The organism is Flavobacterium soyae (assembly GCF_021245985.1).
GTDB classification, from domain to species: domain Bacteria; phylum Bacteroidota; class Bacteroidia; order Flavobacteriales; family Flavobacteriaceae; genus Flavobacterium; species Flavobacterium soyae.
In genome coordinates this window covers 184098-202385 of record NZ_JAJQXA010000011.1, presented here as the reverse complement: position 1 = coordinate 202385, position 18288 = coordinate 184098, and the positions used below count along the sequence as shown (strand labels likewise).

The 18288-nt window shown below is 32.4% G+C and carries 17 protein-coding genes; 10 read left to right on the top strand and 7 right to left on the bottom strand.

Annotation, left to right across the window (positions count from 1 at the left end):
- Positions 1-9: 9 nt before the first annotated feature.
- From LUU93_RS15350 to LUU93_RS15330, 5 genes are all read right to left on the bottom strand, one after another.
- On the bottom strand, positions 10-567 hold the full coding sequence (locus LUU93_RS15350; RefSeq protein ID WP_232682048.1) for a phage tail protein: 558 nt from the start codon (positions 565-567) through the stop codon (positions 10-12).
- Positions 568-1239: 672 nt separating this feature from the next.
- A complete protein-coding gene (locus LUU93_RS15345; protein ID WP_232682047.1) occupies positions 1240-1548 on the bottom strand; it encodes a hypothetical protein in 309 nt (102 codons plus the stop codon).
- Positions 1549-1626: 78 nt separating this feature from the next.
- On the bottom strand, positions 1627-2754 hold the full coding sequence (locus tag LUU93_RS15340) for a PepSY-associated TM helix domain-containing protein (protein ID WP_232682046.1): 1128 nt from the start codon (positions 2752-2754) through the stop codon (positions 1627-1629).
- Between the two features lie 50 nt (positions 2755-2804).
- Positions 2805-5249, bottom strand: a complete 2445-nt coding sequence (locus LUU93_RS15335) for a TonB-dependent receptor (RefSeq protein WP_232682045.1) — start codon at positions 5247-5249, stop codon at positions 2805-2807.
- 368 nt (positions 5250-5617) lie between these two features.
- Complete coding sequence (locus tag LUU93_RS15330; RefSeq protein WP_232682044.1) at positions 5618-6136, bottom strand: SRPBCC family protein; 519 nt, start codon at positions 6134-6136, stop codon at positions 5618-5620.
- 108 nt (positions 6137-6244) lie between these two features.
- Between LUU93_RS15330 and LUU93_RS15325 the strand changes: the two genes are divergently transcribed.
- From LUU93_RS15325 to LUU93_RS15310, 4 genes are all read left to right on the top strand, one after another.
- Complete coding sequence (locus LUU93_RS15325; protein ID WP_232682043.1) at positions 6245-6625, top strand: winged helix-turn-helix transcriptional regulator; 381 nt, start codon at positions 6245-6247, stop codon at positions 6623-6625.
- Between the two features lie 335 nt (positions 6626-6960).
- On the top strand, positions 6961-7452 hold the full coding sequence (locus LUU93_RS15320) for a GNAT family N-acetyltransferase (protein WP_232682042.1): 492 nt from the start codon (positions 6961-6963) through the stop codon (positions 7450-7452).
- Positions 7453-7454: 2 nt separating this feature from the next.
- Positions 7455-7940, top strand: a complete 486-nt coding sequence (locus LUU93_RS15315; protein ID WP_232682041.1) for a MarR family winged helix-turn-helix transcriptional regulator — start codon at positions 7455-7457, stop codon at positions 7938-7940.
- A 345-nt stretch (positions 7941-8285) separates the two neighbouring features.
- Positions 8286-9257 carry a hydrogen peroxide-inducible genes activator gene (locus LUU93_RS15310; RefSeq protein WP_232682040.1) on the top strand — a complete coding sequence of 324 codons (972 nt, stop codon included), beginning with the start codon at positions 8286-8288 and terminating at the stop codon, positions 9255-9257.
- 110 nt (positions 9258-9367) lie between these two features.
- On the opposite strand, the gene LUU93_RS15305 is transcribed toward LUU93_RS15310, so the two are convergent.
- On the bottom strand, positions 9368-9784 hold the full coding sequence (locus LUU93_RS15305; protein ID WP_232682039.1) for an OsmC family protein: 417 nt from the start codon (positions 9782-9784) through the stop codon (positions 9368-9370).
- A gap of 477 nt (positions 9785-10261) precedes the next feature.
- On the opposite strand from LUU93_RS15305, the gene LUU93_RS15300 reads away from it, so the two are divergent.
- Together LUU93_RS15300 and LUU93_RS15295 are read left to right on the top strand one after the other, a co-directional pair.
- Positions 10262-12694 carry a dermokine domain-containing protein gene (locus tag LUU93_RS15300; RefSeq protein ID WP_232682038.1) on the top strand — a complete coding sequence of 811 codons (2433 nt, stop codon included), beginning with the start codon at positions 10262-10264 and terminating at the stop codon, positions 12692-12694.
- Positions 12695-13081: 387 nt separating this feature from the next.
- The gene (locus LUU93_RS15295) at positions 13082-14338 is read left to right on the top strand and encodes a retropepsin-like aspartic protease (RefSeq protein ID WP_232682037.1); all 1257 of its coding nucleotides are present in this window, start codon (positions 13082-13084) and stop codon (positions 14336-14338) included.
- A gap of 22 nt (positions 14339-14360) precedes the next feature.
- Here the strand turns inward: LUU93_RS15295 and LUU93_RS15290 are convergent, their stop codons facing one another.
- Positions 14361-14924, bottom strand: a complete 564-nt coding sequence (locus tag LUU93_RS15290; RefSeq protein WP_232682036.1) for a hypothetical protein — start codon at positions 14922-14924, stop codon at positions 14361-14363.
- Positions 14925-15238: 314 nt separating this feature from the next.
- Between LUU93_RS15290 and LUU93_RS15285 the strand changes: the two genes are divergently transcribed.
- Genes LUU93_RS15285 through LUU93_RS15270 form a run of 4 tightly spaced genes read left to right on the top strand, consistent with a single transcriptional unit; the run spans position 15239 to position 18265 of the window.
- Entirely contained in the window at positions 15239-16123 is an 885-nt protein-coding gene (locus LUU93_RS15285) for a nucleoside triphosphate pyrophosphohydrolase family protein (protein WP_232682034.1), read from the top strand.
- 19 nt (positions 16124-16142) lie between these two features.
- The gene (locus tag LUU93_RS15280) at positions 16143-17153 is read left to right on the top strand and encodes a nucleotide kinase domain-containing protein (RefSeq protein ID WP_232682033.1); all 1011 of its coding nucleotides are present in this window, start codon (positions 16143-16145) and stop codon (positions 17151-17153) included.
- A 3-nt stretch (positions 17154-17156) separates the two neighbouring features.
- On the top strand, positions 17157-17651 hold the full coding sequence (locus tag LUU93_RS15275) for a TIR domain-containing protein (RefSeq protein WP_232682032.1): 495 nt from the start codon (positions 17157-17159) through the stop codon (positions 17649-17651).
- Positions 17651-18265 (top strand): Nmad2 family putative nucleotide modification protein, encoded by a 615-nt coding sequence (locus LUU93_RS15270; RefSeq protein WP_232682031.1) that lies wholly within the window; start codon positions 17651-17653, stop codon positions 18263-18265. Before LUU93_RS15275 ends, LUU93_RS15270 begins: the two co-directional genes overlap by 1 nt.
- The last annotated feature ends 23 nt before the right edge of the window (positions 18266-18288 follow it).

Below are 18288 nucleotides of genomic sequence, written 5' to 3'. Positions count from 1 at the left end.
GTTTGAATATTAATTTCTTGATGGGAAAAGACCTGAAACGCAAATAATATAGTTTATTGCTAAATAAGGCTGCATTACAGATATTGGAATATTACCGCCAGTTGGACCTGTAGTAATAGTACTCGCTAAATTTACACTTGGAGTTGCCGTTGTAAAACCTAATGTAGGAGCAAAAGCTCTTGCTACTGATGACCCGGGTGTTGAAATTGAAGCACCATCTACCGGAACAGATAATGTTGAATCTGCACCGCTTACACCAATTGTACCAGGCCCTGCGTGTACGTGGGCAGGTAAATTAGAAGTTAACAGGCTCACATTTGGAGTACCAGCTGTTTCGCCTAGAACATAGCTGCCGCCTTGTGGGCTGTTTCCTTGTCCAATTGGTACGATACCTTGTAAGTTAGGTAAGGCAAATGTAGTTGTACCATTTCCACCATATGTGGTTCCTAAAATTGAAAATAAAGCAGTGTTTTGGGCAATAGACAATATTTGTCCTTGACAAAGCATAAAACCTCTTGGCGCAAAATTTCCAGCAAAAATTTTGATTACTCCTAAGTACTCTTCCATAATTTTTTAATTTAATAGGTTAATGTTAGTTTTTTTGAATTATTAATGATTTGTCGGGTCTGGTTAAAAACTCTGACAATTTTTTTAATACGACGCTAAATTACTTTATGTAACTATTTTTAAAACAGGTGTTTATACCTGATTTTTATACAGGATATATTTTTGTTAAAGCAAATCCCCTGCATTTTTAAATTAAATCACTAAATTTTTTGTGGTTTAATTCAAGTTTAAAATTAGATCTCTATAGGCTTAACAAGGAAAAATTTGTCATAAAACAGGTTTTTCTTGTCATGAAATTGCATTTTAACGAAGGCGTGTAAGGTTAATTTTATAAGGTTTTTTCGTGTAAAATAAAGTGAAAAAACAAACGGCTTAACTTGTAATTTTTAGTTTGAAGTAATCTTTTCGGAAAAGAATATAATAAAGGTAGATAAAAACTTACAAACAAAAACAAGTTTTTTATCAGATTTTTGCCTGTCAAGAAAAAGTATTTACAAACTAATTGATTGAATTACAGTAAAAACAAAAATAAACTGTCAGCAGCTATATACTCGTTACCTTATTATTAAGGATTGTGTAAGCTGCTGACAGTTTATTTTTTTTGAGCTTTAATCAAGAAATTTTACTCAGGTAAAACTGGTATTTACGAAACTGCTGGATGCTTTGTGCTATTTAAGCAGAATGTTCGTCTATTATATTTTTAACACTGCGAATAAAAATTTCAGTATCTATAATCTCTTCTTTAATATAGATATCATAATTAGTTAAATTAAATTGTTCAAGCATATCTTTTTTTAAATACTTTATCAGCGATTCAATGCTTCTTGTATCACTGTTATTATGTTTTTTCAGCTCACGCTGTTTACTTTCAAGGTAAGCTAGTGATTTTTTTAATCTTTGAATGCTTAATCTATCCACGCCGAATCTTTTTAATTTAACTTCTTTGCTGCAAACGTTTAAAATGACAATCAAGTTTGTCATTTTTTCAAAAAATAAAATTTTTTAGCCAAATATAATTAACTATTTCTACTATAAGAAACTGAAATAGTATTAGTTATGTTAGTAATGAATTATGGTTGTTTTTTTGTTTTTTTTTCTTCCAAGCCAAATTAAAAAACCGGTAACTGGCAGTGTCGCTGCAAAAATACAAACCAAAAAAGCCAGAGCTTTTGTTGGATAACCGTAAATACTTCCGGTATGAATTGGAAAAATTAAGCGTCTTACTTTATCACCATTGCTTAATTTTTCGTAAGGCCTGGTTTTCAGGATTTCACCGGTATATTTATCAAAATAGACTATACTTGAAATATTTGGTATCGATTTTTCGAGGTTTAATTTGATAACCATAATACTGTTTATCGTATCAGATGGAATTCTAATCTGCGTATCACCTTTATATTTGTAAATACTGTCTGTTTTAGAAAACAGGGTTTGATAGAAATAAGTTTTATCGAGATTAGGATCAATTTTCGTTGGATTTTCTACTTTGGCCGAAGGTTTCTTTGTGGTTCCATCCGCCAATAAATAAATCGTACTTTCAAACCATTTAAAAGACCATGTTAAACCCGTTAAGGAGATTATGAGAAGAAAAAGAAAAGCATAGAATCCAAAAGTCGAGTGAAAATCCCAATTGACCCTTTTAAATGAAGCACTCCATTTTACGGTTAATCGTTGTTTTAGGTTTTTCATTTTCTTCGGCCACCATAAAATGATTCCTGAAATCAGCATAAATGCGAAGATCAGACAGCTGCAGCCAATGATAAATTTTCCAACATCGCCTAACATTAAATGACGGTGTAAATCTAAAACCACCGAAAAGAATCTGCTTTTTTCAGGCATTTTACCCAAAACTTCTCCAGTGTAAGGATCAACAGAAAAAATCTGATCTTTCTTATCCATATCAGTTCCGGTAATAATTACCGTTCTTTCAGGATCATCAAAAGTCTGGACACGATCTAATTTTTTGATTGAATATTTTTGCTGAATATTTTTAATATAAAAATCAACCATCATTTTTTTTGTTCCAATTTCCGAAACCTTATAGAATTCAGGATTTACAAATTCGTCGATTTCATCTTCAAAAACAAGAATACTTCCGGTAAGTGCGGCAATAAAAACAATTAGCCCGGATGCAAGTCCGAGCCAAAGGTGTAATAAGCCAATATTTTTCTTAAACGTTTTATTCATATTAAATAGGTAATTTCAAAAGTGTTTTCAAAATATAAATAAAGCATTTATTAAAACGAATATCCTAGCGTTAGCAGCCAGTTCGAAGGCGCACCAGGAAACAAACGAATATAATCGTAACCTCCAACCCAATACGTTTTGTTGGTTATGTTGTTAGCATTCAGCTGAATTTTAAATTTATTAATGCTGTAATACAAAGCAGCGTTAAACAAAGTATAACCCGGAATTGTCTGTGTTACAGTCTGGCTTAAGTTACGGGTAGTTACGAAATTGCTCCCAAAAGCAAGACCAAAATCTTTCAAAGCACCGTCTGTAAAGTTATAACGTGTCCAAACATTTCCTTGTTGTTTTGGAGTATTAGGTTTTTGTCTTCCAATTTCAGTGGCTGTAGGACTTTCTGTAATTGCCGCTTCGTTGTATGAATAAGCTGCAGAAATACTCCAGTTACGTGTGATGCTTCCGTTTACATCAATTTCAATACCTTTTGATTCTTCTTCACCAATTGATCTCATTAAATCTGGATTTGTTGGATCGTTGGCCGGATATAAAGTGTTTTTCTGCTGAATTTTAAATAAAGCTACAGTCACAAAAAGTTTTTCTTTAAACCAAGAAGATTTTCCTCCAAATTCTACCATATTACTTTCTAACGGATCAAACGGACCTCCCGCATTTGGATTTGATAAAGATGATGCTGTCTGTGGATTATATCCTTTTACGTAAGTTCCGTATAAATTAATGTTCGGATTAAGTGTATAAGTCAATCCAAAACGAGGAAGAAACGAATGCTGTTTTACTTTCTTTTCAGTGGCTTTTTTGTAGTTTTCCTTATCAGTATATTCGTCGTAACGAACTCCGATTAAAGCCTGAAAAGCACCAAATTTAATATGATCCTGAAGGTAGATTCCATATAAAGAATAATAAGTCGGGTCAAACGGACGAGCAACATAAAAATATTTGCTCATATCTTTTAACTGCTGTGAAGCCATTGGGTTTGTTAAATCAAAATGCGCCACATTTGGAACCGGATTTCCTTTTGAATCTAATAAATATAGATTCTTTTTTGTCGGGTCATACGTTGCAATTGATCCGTTATTAGCTGCATTTCTATATCCCGTTGCCTGCAATTGAGAACCTCCAGGCGGAACATGTTCTTGTGCATAATCATAACCGGCAATTAAATTGTGGTCTAAAGCCCCTGTTTTTGCCTGATATTTAAAGAAAGCAGAAAGATTATCAATATAACGTTTGCGTTTGCGTTGAAAAACCTGCATTTCAATTGCCGTCGGAATTGTTGATCCGTCTCCGGCAGAAGCATATTTATTAGCCCCTCGATGTTCCAAAAGATCTTCTGTATAACCTGTACGAATGTATGAAGCAGAAAACGAGAAACGATCTGTAAACTGATGATTCAATGAAGTTGTAACAATATATGTTTCTTCATTTAAATAATCATTTGTTGAGTTTAATGAATTAGAAATTTTTGTCGAATATAAATTATTTTCATAAGTCGACTGCCCGCGGTCTAAGTTACTTTTCGAACCTGTATAAATCAAGTCGAAGTTTACACTTGTTTTATCATTTGGAAGAAACGAAAGGGAAGGAGCAATGACAATATTTTTGTCGAATTGTAAATCTCTAAAAGAATTAGCGTTTTCATAACCTAAATTCAAACGGTATAAAAGTGATTTATCTTCTGTTAGCGGTCCTGTAAAATCGGCTAAAGCCCTTAAAGTATTAAAACTTCCAGTTGAAAAACTTATGCTGTTAGCAGCCTGATCAAGAGGTTTTTTAGTAACTCTGTTTAAAACCCCGCCAGGTGAAGCATTTCCAAATAAAGCAGATGAAGGCCCTTTTAAAACCTCAACACGCTCTAAATAGTTTGCAAGAGGTTGTTTCCAAAACCCTGTAGAAGTCCTCATTCCGTTAAGCAGCTGTGTATTACTTCCTCCATTAATTCTAAAACCTCTTATCGAAATATCATCATAAAAAGTAAACTGACTCACACCGCTGAAGTTTTTTACAACTTCGCCTACCCGAATAGAACCCTGGTCTGCGATTAACTCTTTTGTGGCATACGACACAGCCTGAGGAAGATCTTTTAAAGCAATTTCTGTTTTGGCACCAATAAAAGATTTCGTGTTTTTATACGATTTCTCTTTTCTTCCCGTAATTTCTACAGTCTGTAAGGTATTAATGTTTTCTTGTAAAACTATAGAAAGGTCAAGGTTTTCATTTTCATGCAATTCAACTGTTTTTTCCTGAACAGAAAACCCCATTGCCGAAAAATAAATAGTATAATTTCCTGGTGTTAGATTATTGATTTCAAAATTTCCTTTATCGTCAGAGGCAGCACTCTTTTTAGGATTTTTGATAGAGATTGAAGCATAAGAAACAGCTTCGTTACTTTCGGAAGTTATTTTTCCGGTAATTTTAGCATTTTGCGCCTGACCTAAATTTAAAAAGGCAAGAAGAAAAAATAAATAAATAAATTTCATGGCTGGTAATTATTTTGATTTTATGCTGCAAATCTATGTTTATTTAGATTAATTACAAATAATTTAAAATTAAATAATCAGTATATTTTAGAATAATTTTAAGAAATCGATATAGTACAAAAAAAAATGAAATAAGCCTCTTACAAAAACAGAAGAGGCTTATAGATTTTTTATTTCTGATAGAAATTATTGTTTGTGATATAACCGAAGTGATGGAAAAAATAATTCGATATAAAAAGGATATTAACTTTCATTAAAAAACACAAAAACCGATGAAATTATGCCCGGAATAATTCCTGTTTTGATAAAAAAAGAACAATTCCTGCCAATGTAAGTTATGATATTATACTCAGATTTAGCCCGAATTATCAAACTATCATTTTCTCTTTAGCCGCTTTAACCAGACCATCCAGCCAATCCTGATGTCCGTTGATCATTGGATTTGGTTTAGTGTTTGCTAATTCTATGGCTGGTTTTCCAATTTGCGATTCCTGAGTTAATATACGTACTCTTCCTCCGGGCAAATCTTCAATAAGCCATGCATGAATAACATTTATTTTTGTTTCTAAATCACTTCCGGCCCAGCCGTGCCATGCTATTCGCGCCGGCTGCCCTGATTTTGGTGCAGTAAATTCCGTAATCTGTGCTTCTACAGGAAAACCAAAAGTTTTAAACCGAAAGCGGGCGTTGTCGTAAAGCACTTTATCTTCTTTATTAATAAATTCGATATCTGCTGAGTTATTGTAATATTTAGGCCAGGCAAAAGGATTGCTTAAATACGGCCAAATTTCGTTTGTGGTTAATCCCGCCGCAATAACTTCATTTGAACAATAATTATCAGTCGTTCCCGGAAGGTATTCCTCTGGCCAGTGAATTGAATTTTGCATCTTTAAAATGTTTATTATTAATACTATAAAAATTATAGTTGCAAAATTATTTATAGTTAATTAGTTTTGCAATAACTATCAAATAGGATAGGTATAAAAAAATAAACGATGGCAAAAGGAAATGAATGTACAGGAAATTATGTAAAAGTTGACGGAAGAAGTTATCCGTGTACAGTAAGTCTGGCAATGGATTTAATTGGAGGAAAATGGAAAGCCGTAATTTTGTATCATTTAAAAGACAATGAAAAACGATTCAGCGAATTGCGGAAAGAAATCCCGTTAGTGACCGAAATGACTTTGAGCTTACAGCTAAAGCAGCTTGAAAAAGACGGTTTAGTAACCCGAAAAGTCTATGGAGAAAAACCACCGATTAAAGTAATTTATGAAATGACAGATTTTGGAAAAACTTTTATTCCGGCACTCGAAGCGATTACCAGCTGGGGAAATCAGGTAGTAATCGAAAAAGGGGAGTTTGTTACAGAAGATTAAATCTTAATTTCTCTATTTTTAATATGACTTCTATATGAATTCGTCTTTTCGATTTCTTTCCATATTTATGAAATCATATAAGTTATATATGGTAATTTAAGTTTTCCAGTTATTTAAAATCTACAAAGACACAATTTTTTTGTTTCACACAAATTTACCCATAAAGAATCTGCTAAATCTGCGTGAAACAAATAGCAGTTTTATAAATAAAACTTAATGCCTTACCATCTTAGCTGCATTATAAACAAAAATATTAAATTAAATCATAAAAATGAAGAAATATTTTTATTTATGTATTTAACTACGTAGTTTTGTGAAGCAAAAATTTAAATATCATGGAGCCAAAAATTAAACCTGTAGAAAACCAATATTCAAACACCATTGTCGATTTAATATTAAACATTCAGCAAAAAGAATTTAATGTACCCATAACTATTGAAGACCAGCCTGATTTGTTTAATATCAATAATTTTTATTATGCCACGGGCGGAGGTTTTTGGGGAGCTTTCATAAATGATGAATTAGTGGGAACGATTGCTTTGGTAAAATTTTCTGATACTGAAGCGGCGATAAGAAAAATGTTTGTAAAGAAAGAATTTCGCGGAAAAGAGTTTTCGATCGCGCAGAAATTATTAGAGACTTTAACCGCATATTGCAAAGAAAACGGAATCAATGATTTATATTTGGGAACCGTTTCAATATTAGAAGCAGCATTGCGTTTTTATGAAAAAAATGATTTTGTGCGAATCGAAAAAGAAAAGCTTCCAGAAGCCTTTCCGTTAATGGCACCAGACAATATATTCTGTCATTTAACTTTAAAGAAATAAAGATGAACATTATAGACGAATCAGGTATTTTGGCTATTTCGACCCGATTGCAGCGATTGAGTGAACAATTACGGAAAGACGGCGCTTTATTTTATAAATCGTACGGGATTGATTTTGAACCCAAATGGTTCCCTGTAATCTATACCCTGCATTATAAAGAGGTTTTAAGTGTAGTTGAAATCGCTAACGAAATTGGTTATACACATCCATCAACAATAAGTTTATTAAAAGAACTGGAAAAACAAAAACTGATTCGTTCTAAAAAAGATAAAATCGACGAACGTAAAAGACTTATTCAGCTTACCACAAAAGGGCAGGAACTAATCGAACAAATGAAACCCGTTTGGGATGTTATGAAAAAAGCCTTAAGTGATATTGCCGATAACCAGAATAATCTGCTTAAGGCCATTAATGAAGCCGAAAATAAAATAATGCATCAAAGCTTTTTACAGCGTGCTCTGCAGTTAAAAAGTGAAGGGGAGAAGTAAAAAAGAAAAAGCGATCTTATTAGGATCGCTTTTTTTGGTTAAAACATTTAAGTGGAACAAAACAATATTTTAAGAATGATAAACTCAACATGCTCCAAAAACAAATACCATTTGAATTTACTCCATTCCGCAAATATCATTTATTAAATATACGATAAAAGCTACAATTTAGATTTAAATGTATTGTTAAATTTTGTAAATATTTTTTTATTCGCAGCAACTTTGTTAAAGTTTTGAACTTTGACAAGGTTTATCTGCGGTTTTAAAATTTTGCAGAATCGCTATATTTTTGTTTTATAACTGTAAATTGATATTTACGTATCTTTATAAAATAAAATTATAATTATGACTATTCAGCAGTTAAAATATATAGTAGCCTTAGACGAAGAACGCCATTTTGCTAGAGCAGCCGAAGCTTGTATGGTGACACAACCCGGACTTACGATTCAGTTAAAGAATCTCGAAGAAGAAATTGGGATCAAGATTTTCGATAGAAATAAAGTACCATTAACACCTACAATTCCTGGAATGGAGATTATCAATAAAGCCAGAAAAATTCTTCGCGAAGCCGATGAAATTAGGGATTTTGTAGTGAATGAAAAAAATCTTTTAGAAGGTGAGCTCAAGCTTGGCATTATTTCTACTTTATCGCCTTATCTAATTCCGCTGTTTATTAAAGCGATGAAAGAAGCCGCTCCAAAAGTAAAATTCATTATAAGAGAAGCCAATACCGGACAATTAATGAAGGATTTAGAAACCGGAACGCTCGACGTTGTTATTATGGCAACGCCAGCCGGAAACCCAAATTTAATTGAACATCCTATTTTTAAAGAACCTTTTGTAGCATATTTAAATGAATTACATCCAATGGCAAATGAAGAATTTTACGAACTTCAGCCAACCGATAAAGCCGAATTGTTACTGCTTCATCATGAATTCTGTTATAACGCTCAGTTATTGGACATCTGCGGACTAAAAGCTTCTGATAAAATAAAAGAACAGTTTACGTACGATATCAGTTCAATAGAAACCTTAAAAAATCTGGTCCGCGCACAATTAGGATTTGCGATTATTCCGCAGCTTTCTATTTTAAACGAAGCAGCATCGGGACTTTTTAAACCTTTTAAAGAGCCTATTCCGGTAAGAGAAATCAGTTTAGTAGTTTCAGATTCATTTTCGAAGAAATTATTACTCGAAAAAATGAACGAAGCCATTTGGAACTGCCTTCCTGATTCGCTTAAAAAAGATTTTGCCTATCGAAAAATACGCTGGAACGATTCGCCTTATTTTTTGAAATCAGTAAGTAAGTCTGCCTAAAAAATTAAATTCCAATATTTTAAATTCCAAATTCCAAATTCCAAATTTTGATGAGGCCTGGAATTTGGAATTTCAGATATTGGAATTTATCTAAAGTTCTTGATATTTAATTAGCTTAATGTTACAGCTAAAGTAATTTCGGTGTTTAATAATTTTGAAATCGGGCAGATTTCTTTTGCCTTTTGAGCTGTTTTTTGAAAATCTTCTTCAGAAATCCCCGGAACTTTTCCGTTAAGTTCTAACTGAATTAAAGTAATTGTACCATCTTCAAAAGTTACTTTTGCAGTTGTGTCTAAATCTTCGGGAACAAATCCGGCTTCAGATAATAAAAAGCTTAACTGCATTGTAAAACAGCCAGAATGTGCTGCTGCGATTAATTCTTCCGGGTTTGTTCCTACACCTTGGTCAAAACGGGTTTTAAATGATAATTGTGCATTATCTAGTGTTGTGCTTTGTGTACTAATGGTTCCTTTTCCTTCCATTCCAGTACCTTTCCAGTTTGCGTTTGCTCTTCTTGTAAATTTCATGATTTCTATTTTTATAAATTATTTTTTAAAACTATCAAATCATTTCTTTGATTTTGATGAGACAAAGTTATGGTGATGATGTTTATTAATCAAATTAATAATTTTTAACCATTATAAAATAATTTTATAACAATGATTTTAGAAACCTCTTAAAATAATACAGTATAATGTTTTGTACGAATTATACTTTTTTTTGTTCCAATATCGTTTTTATTTGTAAGAAAAATATTTATATTTGTTTTAGCGATTTTCTTTTTCCGAATTTTAGTAGCATTAAATTAAGCATTCAGTTTTGCTCTTTAATTTTAATTAAGACAGAAAACGGCTTATTATCTTGTTTCATTTTAGAATATGAAACCAAGTAGATGTTTGATTTTTAGGTTTATAGTTTCCGTCAACTTAATTTAGACTTATAATTTTTACGAGAATCCTACAAAAAGTAAATTTTTCAATAAATAGTAATCAAATTTTTAATTTATGAAAAAAACATTTCTAATAGTTGTATGCAGTGTTAGTTCAATTTTTTTCTCTTGTAAGAAAGATCAAAATTCTGATCAGTTAGGTTCTGAAACTGCTCAGACAGATGCTAACACACTTATTGATAACGGCTGGCCGAGGGAAGCAGAAAATAACGGCACAAAACTGGTTTATTATCAGCCTCAGGTTGATGATTGGAATGATTATAAAGAAATTACGGCCAGACTGGCTTTTTCTTTAACTCCAAAAGACGGGAAAGAAGTGTTAGGAGTAGCTTCTTTAAAAGCTTCAACACTGGTAGATAAAGATAACCGAAACGTTTTTTTTAGAAATATTGAAGTAACTGATGTACGATTTCCTTCCCTGGATGAAAAAGCAGTTCCTCAAATGGAAAAATTGTTTAAAGAAACACTGCCAAAAGGCGGCGACCCAGTTTCGGTAGATCGTATTATGGCAGATTTAAGCCAAACCAAAAGTCCTTCAAAAGGAATTGCGGCAAAAAATGATGCCCCAACAATTTTTTACAGCACAAATCCGGCTGCTTTGGTTATAGTGCAGGGCGAACCTGTTTTGGTACCTGTAGAAAAATCAGATTTGCAATATGTAGTAAATACAAATTGGGACCTGTTTTTTGATAAAACAGCAAAAGATTACTATTTACTGGCAGATAATGTTTGGCTTACTTCAAAAAAAATAGATTCAGACTGGGTAAAAACTACTAAACTTCCTTCTGGTTTAAGTAATCTTCCATCTGGGCAAAATTTTGATGATGTCAAAAAAATGATACCGCCCCCGTCATCTGGTGCTGCACCACAGGTTTTTTACAGCAATAAACCAGCAGAATTAATTGCAGTAAACGGAAACCCTAAATTTGTTAAAATAGACGGGACAAAATTGTTATACATCGACAATACCGAAAATGATGTTTTTGCCAATGAAGCCGATGGTCAATATTATGTTCTATTATCAGGCAGATGGTTTAAATCTAAAGAATTAACAGGACCTTGGACTTATGCAGGTAATAACCTGCCTGCTGATTTTGCCAAAATCCCTAAAAATTCACCTCGTGCAAATGTACTGTCATCTGTACCGGGAACACAGGAAGCCAAAGATGCAGTAATGCTGGCGCAGGTTCCTACAACTGCCATTATAAAGAAATCCGATGCCGAAGCAAAGGCAAAAGTTACTTATGACGGAACCCCGCAGTTTAAACCTATTGAAGGTACAAAAATGCAATACGCAAGCAATACACAAGACAAAGTTATAAAAGTGGGCGATTTGTATTATTTATGTTTTCAGGCAGTTTGGTTTATGTCTACAAGTCCAAACGGACCTTGGGAAACAGCTGCTTCTGTACCAAAAGAAATTTACACCATTCCGCCAACTTCGCCTGTGTATAATGTAACATATGTTACACAAACTACAACCGATACAACTGTAGAGAGCAGTACAACAGCAGGTTATTTTGGAGCTTTTATTGTAGGCGCAACTGTGGGTGCAATATTAACGTATGGTACAGGATATTACTATCCACCTTATGTTTATTATGGAGGATTATATCCTGTTTATCATCCGTGGCCTTGCAGTTATGGCGCAGGCGCTGTTTACAATCCGTGGACAGGTGGCTGGGCGGCCGGAAGAAGTGTATACGGGCCTTACGGCGCTGCAGGAACATCAGCTTGGTATAATCCGGCAACAGGAAGATACGGACGTTCTGCAAGTGTTCAGGGCTGGTATGGCGGTCGTACTGCTGCAAGTACTTATAACCCTTGGACTGGAAATTATGCCAGAACCAATCAAGGCCATAATGCGTATGCGCAATGGGGACATTCTGCAGCTACAAATGGCAATCAATGGGTGCAGACCGGTCACGTTACTACCCGACGCGGAACAGCAATTGGTTATGAAACTTCTGGTGGAAAAGAAGGTGTAATTACGCATCACAGAGGCGGAGGAACCACAATTCATACCAATAATAATGTATATGCAGGTCATGATGGGCATGTGTATAAAAAAGATGCTAACGGAAACTGGAGCCATTACAATAACGGAAACGGAGGCTGGTCACAAGCTGGTACTCTGGGTTCTACAAGCAAATCTGGCGGAGCTGTTGAACATACTAAACCAAGCCAAGGACTTGGTGCAAATGGGGCAGGAGTTCAGCGCGATAATCAAAACCTTGGTGGAGAAAACCGTTTAGGTGAAGGCGCACAGCGTGATAACCTTTCAAGACCAGATCAAGCGCTTGGACAGCCGAGTAAACCACTTGGAGAAGCAGGCCATTCTGACATAACAAACGACCTGGATAGATCTGCTTTATCCAGAGATCGCGGAGAATCGCAAACCCGAAATTTTCAAAACTTCCAAAGAGACGGAAGCCGTTTAGGCGGTGGTAATTTTGGAGGCGGCGGAGGCTTTAGAGGAAGAAGATAAATAAGATTTATGGTTAATTACAATTAGGAAAATCAGGAATGGCAGTAATATGCCAGACCTGATTTTTTTTATTAAAAATCCCAATTAAAAATTCTAAATTTCAATGCAATCTTGTCATTTCGAGGAACGAGAAATCGCACTAGAAACTCTACAAAGATTGGCGGCATTTATTAAAAATCCCAATTTTTAAATTCCAAATTCCAACGCAATCTTGTCATTTTGAGGAACGAGAAATCGCACTAGAAACTCCGCAAAGAAAAGCGCCAATCTTTGTCGATATACAAGTGCGATTTCTCCTCCGTCGAAATGACAATACTGTGAAAACTTGAAACATAAAACCTGAAACAAAACAAATTCCCTATATTTAACATTCAAAAAATCAGACAAATGAACTATAAAAAACTTTTATTTTGTCTTTTATTTACAGGACAAATTTCTTTTGGACAAACAAACCCGGACATCAGTTTAAAACAATTAAGTAAACAGCATCAGTTTACTAAAATGGATAGTTTGAACAATAAAGTAAAAAGTAAAGATTATTATTTCTATAAAGGCTTATATGCCAATGTCTGCAATAAACCCAAGTTGTCAAATATGTATTTAGACAGTTTGAAAAACAACGAACTGACCAATAGTTACGAATTTGCGAAGCTGAAAAATGATAACTATATAAAACTCTTTAATTACAATTTGGCTTATACAGCTTCTAAAGTTTTAACCCTTAAATTTCAAAAACAATATAACAAAGACGAACTTCAGGACGAATTAAACACACAGCGAATCTGGCAGACTTTACGCAATACGCGTGTGCAGACAATCGATAAATTTTCGAAAATTTCAATTGCTGCGGTAAAAGACAAAGCAGGTTTAATTACAACAGAAGTTACCGCAAATGGAATGCAGTCCAGTTTTGTTTTTGATACCGGAGCCGGAATTAGCTGCATTACCGAAAGTATGGCGAAGAAAATGGGAGTTAAAATTCTGCCGGATAATAATATTTCTGTGGCGAGTTTTACGGGACAAAAAAACAAAGTTAGTATAGGTGCTGCACCCGAAATTAATTTAGGCGAATTGAAAATTCATAATGCAGTGTTTTTAGTTTATCCTGATAAGGCTTTTACATTTGCAGACGGCGCTTATGTCATTAACGGAATTATTGGTTTTCCTATAGTAAAAGAGTTAGGAACGATTACGATTGAAAAAGACAAACTGACCTTTTCTAAAGAATTAGAGGCCAATACAACCGAAAAAAACTTATTTGTAGACGAACTTAGAGCCATTGTAATGCTGAAGTATAAAGGCAAAACCCTGCCGTTTAATTTTGACAGCGGAGCAAAAGAAAGCCTTTTCAACAAGGCGTTTTACGAAACCTTCAAAACCGACCTTGACCGTATGGGTACTTTAGAAACGACTAAATCCTCCGGCGCTGGTGCAGAAGTTGTTTCTACAGAAGTTTTGGTTTTAAAAGACCAGCAAATATATCTTGGAAAAAAATTAATTCAACTCCCAAAAATGGAAATTGACCAAAAGGATTATGGCGTTTATGGTGAAGTAAATTTTGGAAATATTGGGCAAGATGTATTGGGACAATTTGAAAAGGTTGTGATTAGTTTTGATGGGAATTATTTGAGGTTGGAGGGTTAAAAAAATGGAAAAGGAAATAAAATTAATGGGTCCTAAAACTATTCCATTTTGTTTTTAATTTTCCAGCCAAATAAACTTCCATAAAATATAAATCATAATCATTTTCTTCTGGAATAACGATTACTCTAAAATTTTTAATTTTTGATTGTTCTTGTTCTAATTCTGAAACTGATAAAGTATTTCTATTTTCTATATACTGTAATCTTGTTTTAGCCATTAAATATGCTAGGGAAGCTTCATTGTGTTTTTTACCCCATGTATGCTGATATAACCTTCGAAAAACTGTTCTTGAAATTCCAATATAGATTGGCTCAAAGATATTTTCTGTATTTAGATCTCCAAAAATATACAAACCTTTTACTTCGTTCTTATTTATGTTTTTTGTCTTCAAAAATGCATTGCATTCAATTCCTAACTTATTTAAAAAGTCTTTTTGTTTATGACCTTTATTCTCCAGATATAAATCTTTTATTAAAATACAGTTTTTATTTAAGAAAGCTGTTTGTATTTGTAAAGCTAAGTTTTCGCATTTTTGAATAAGTTCTTTAATATCTTCTGGGAACTTCCCTTTTTTAAATTCTTCCAATATGTTATGCAATTTATTTATTATTACTGAGGAAATGCTTGTTAACAATTTATAAAAATAATGTATAATTATTAAAAAATTGCATAAAAAAAAACCGTATAAATACTTAGTGTTGATCTTAATTTTAGTGTTATAATTGCTTGTAAATTAATATTGTATGAATTACGGTTTTCCGTAATCAAAAGAATTGAAAAATATAGATATTCGCCTAATGTAAAATTATAAATAGTATCATAATTTATCTATAGACTGTGATCCATAAAATTTTAGAATATTCAAGAGCAATAAAAGTCAAATCAATAATATCATAAGTTATGTTATTTTCAGAATATCAGTTAAAGGCAAAAAAAACAATTCAAGATTATATTAAAGGAAAAGAAGCGAATAAAATTGTTCCTTTTTTAGGTTTGATTGGTGAAGCAGGTTCAGTTTTAACTGAATTGAAAAAAAATTTGCGAGATGGGAATGCTTACACTAATTATACAAATAAGCTTGAAGAAGAACTAGGGGATGTTCTTTGGTACATTTCTACTATTGCTACAGAGAATAATTTATCTTTAGAAGATATTGCTAAAAGTAATTTAAATAAAATTAAAGACAGATTTGATTTAGAACAATCTGAAAATTTTATTATTTACGACAATGATTATCCCGAATCGGAGCAATTTCCAAGAGAGTTTGAGGTTGAGTTTTTAATTATTGATGAAGAAGGAAAAAGTAAGGTGAGGGTGATGAATAATACAACAGAAAAACAATTAGGAAACGATATAACCGATAATTCTCATAAAGAAGATAGTTATAGGTTTCACGATATTTTTCATTTTGGTTATGTTGCTTTTTTGGGATGGTCCCCTGTTATTAGAAAATTAATGGGTATTAAAAGAAAAAGTCATTCAGCCACTGATGAAGTTGAAGATGGAGCTCGTGCTGCAATAACTGAAGAGCTTATAAGTCTATACATTTATAGTTTCGCAGTAGATCATCAGCTTTTTAAGTACAGCGATAACGTAGATAGTGAAGTGCTAAAAACTATTCAAAAGTTAGTTAGTGGAATTGAAGTTAAAAATTGTACTCAAAAACAGTGGGAAACAGCTATAATAAATTCATATAAAGTTTTTAATGAATTAAAAACAAATAATGGAGGAAGGGTTTTAGTTAGTATTAAAAATAAAAAACTTATTTATCTTGGTAAAAGTTAAGTTTTAAAGAAATTAGTAAATGACAAAAAGTACTCTTAGATCAAATTCTGTTTTAATATTTAATAAAAAAATAAAACCTAAACCAAGTATTGTTTATGATACATACTGGAATTTTTTAGCTGAAAGACAGAATATTTTTTTTAAAAGATTAAATAAAAATGAGAAATTTCCGTGGTCAAAAGATCCTATATTAAATGATTATAAATTTACAAATGTTTATCGAGCAACAGACCGAGTAAGTCAATATTTAATTAAGAATGTTATATATAAAGGTAGTCAAGAACCAGATGAATTGTTCTTTCGAATAATTTTATTTAAAATTTTCAATAAAATTTCAACTTGGGAATTTTTAGAAGAAGAACTTGGAGAAATTACATTTAAAAATTATGCATTTTTTAAATATGATAAACTACTATCAGAATTATTAAAAAATAAAGTTTCGATATATTCTGCAGCATATATTATGGCTTCAGGAAAATCAAATTTTGACTACGAAAGAAAGCATCAAAATCATTTGAAGTTAATTGAAGTAATGCTAAAGAATAATATTGCTGAAAAAATAAGAGATGCTAAAAATATGGATGAAGTTTTTAAAATTTTCTTGTCATATCCAACAATTGGAGATTTTTTAGCTTATCAATATGCAATAGATATTAATTATAGTTCATTAACTAATTTTAGTGAGATGGAATTCGTAAAAGCAGGACCTGGTGCTAAAGATGGTATAATAAAATGTTTTAAAGATTTAGGTAATTATAATTTCGAGGATATCATTAAAATGATGGCTGATAATCAATTTAGTGAATTTGAGAGATTAAGCATTAGTTTTAAAAATTTATGGGGAAGAGATTTACAATTAATCGATTGTCAAAATGTTTTTTGTGAAGTAGATAAATATTCTAGGGTGTTTCATCCAGATATTATTGGCCTTTCAAATAGGACACGTATTAAACAAAAATTTATTTTGAAAGATAAGAATCAAATTGATTATTTCTTTCCTCCTAAGTGGGGTATTAATGAAAAAATTTAAGAAATGAGTACGTCTAAAAATGTTTTTATTAGTCATCATCATAAGGATGATCAGTCTGTAAGTGATTTTACAAAATTATTAAAAGGTAAAGACTATGATTTACGCAATAGCTCTATAAGAATAACTAAAGAAAAAAACAAGGAACGTTTGGAAAACAAACAAATTCCGAAAGCAACTCTTGAAAGGTTATTAACTATGAAAATGCGTTGGGCAGGAACTGTTGTGGTTCTTATTGGTTCACAAACGCACTCTAGAGAATGGGTTAATTGGGAGATTGAGCAAGCGTCAAAACTAGGTAAAAGAATTATTGGCGTATTTATGCATGGAGGTAAAGATGCCGATATTCCTGAAAATTTAGAAAAATATGGAGATGGCTTAGTAGGTTGGAATTCAGATAAAATAATTGATGCATTAGAAGGTAAAGAAGTTGGGTGGTGTAATTCAAGTGGAGAATCACGCCCACCCGTGAATGTTCTGAAAAGAATTGGTTGTCAATAATGAATATTTATTCCTATAAAATAACTAGAGATTATGGATTCGCACCAAATCCATTTGGAATTTATTGCACTTTGGCATGTTGTAAACCTCATATAAGAAAAAAGGCTGTTGTTGGTGATTGGATTATAGGTACAGGTGCCGTACAAAATGGATTACTTAATCATTTGCTTTTTCTAATGAAAGTAACTGAAAAAATAACGTTTCAGGAGTATTGGAATGATGATAGGTTTAACTATAAAAAACCTGTTATTAATGGAAGTTTAAAACAAATTCATGGAGATAATATCTACTACTTTCAAGATGATAAATGGTTCCAAGTAGATTCTCATCATAGTTTGCATAATGGGGAAGAAAATGAAAAAAACCTTATTCAGGACTTAAGTGGAGAATATGTTTTGATATCAGATTATTTTGTCTACTTAGGAGATAAATGTTTAAAAGTTCCGGATGCATATTTAGAATTATGTCCAACTTCTAAACAGCGTGATTATATTACAATTAGAAATGAAGAATTAGTAGAAAGATTTATAAAAAGTATTCTTGAGAAATATGATTTAGGTTTAATTGGTACACCAATCAATTGGAGGGAGTACAAACAGTTACAATTACTTTAAACAAATGGCATTAAATAGATATT

Excerpts from the sequence above, each read along its gene's own strand:
- LUU93_RS15300 (WP_232682038.1), top strand. The coding sequence starts at position 10,262 with ATGAAAAAAACATTTCTAATAGTTGTATGCAGTGTTAGTTCAATTTTT.
- LUU93_RS15345 (WP_232682047.1), bottom strand. The coding sequence starts at position 1,548 with ATGACAAACTTGATTGTCATTTTAAACGTTTGCAGCAAAGAAGTTAAA.
- LUU93_RS15350 (WP_232682048.1), bottom strand. The coding sequence starts at position 567 with ATGGAAGAGTACTTAGGAGTAATCAAAATTTTTGCTGGAAATTTTGCG.
- LUU93_RS15315 (WP_232682041.1), top strand. The coding sequence starts at position 7,455 with ATGAACATTATAGACGAATCAGGTATTTTGGCTATTTCGACCCGATTG.
- LUU93_RS15330 (WP_232682044.1), bottom strand. The coding sequence starts at position 6,136 with ATGCAAAATTCAATTCACTGGCCAGAGGAATACCTTCCGGGAACGACT.
- LUU93_RS15295 (WP_232682037.1), top strand. The coding sequence starts at position 13,082 with ATGAACTATAAAAAACTTTTATTTTGTCTTTTATTTACAGGACAAATT.
- LUU93_RS15280 (WP_232682033.1), top strand. The coding sequence starts at position 16,143 with ATGACAAAAAGTACTCTTAGATCAAATTCTGTTTTAATATTTAATAAA.
- LUU93_RS15270 (WP_232682031.1), top strand. The coding sequence starts at position 17,651 with ATGAATATTTATTCCTATAAAATAACTAGAGATTATGGATTCGCACCA.
- LUU93_RS15340 (WP_232682046.1), bottom strand. The coding sequence starts at position 2,754 with ATGAATAAAACGTTTAAGAAAAATATTGGCTTATTACACCTTTGGCTC.
- LUU93_RS15320 (WP_232682042.1), top strand. The coding sequence starts at position 6,961 with ATGGAGCCAAAAATTAAACCTGTAGAAAACCAATATTCAAACACCATT.
- LUU93_RS15305 (WP_232682039.1), bottom strand. The coding sequence starts at position 9,784 with ATGAAATTTACAAGAAGAGCAAACGCAAACTGGAAAGGTACTGGAATG.
- LUU93_RS15310 (WP_232682040.1), top strand. The coding sequence starts at position 8,286 with ATGACTATTCAGCAGTTAAAATATATAGTAGCCTTAGACGAAGAACGC.
- LUU93_RS15285 (WP_232682034.1), top strand. The coding sequence starts at position 15,239 with ATGTTATTTTCAGAATATCAGTTAAAGGCAAAAAAAACAATTCAAGAT.
- LUU93_RS15325 (WP_232682043.1), top strand. The coding sequence starts at position 6,245 with ATGGCAAAAGGAAATGAATGTACAGGAAATTATGTAAAAGTTGACGGA.
- LUU93_RS15275 (WP_232682032.1), top strand. The coding sequence starts at position 17,157 with ATGAGTACGTCTAAAAATGTTTTTATTAGTCATCATCATAAGGATGAT.
- LUU93_RS15335 (WP_232682045.1), bottom strand. The coding sequence starts at position 5,249 with ATGAAATTTATTTATTTATTTTTTCTTCTTGCCTTTTTAAATTTAGGT.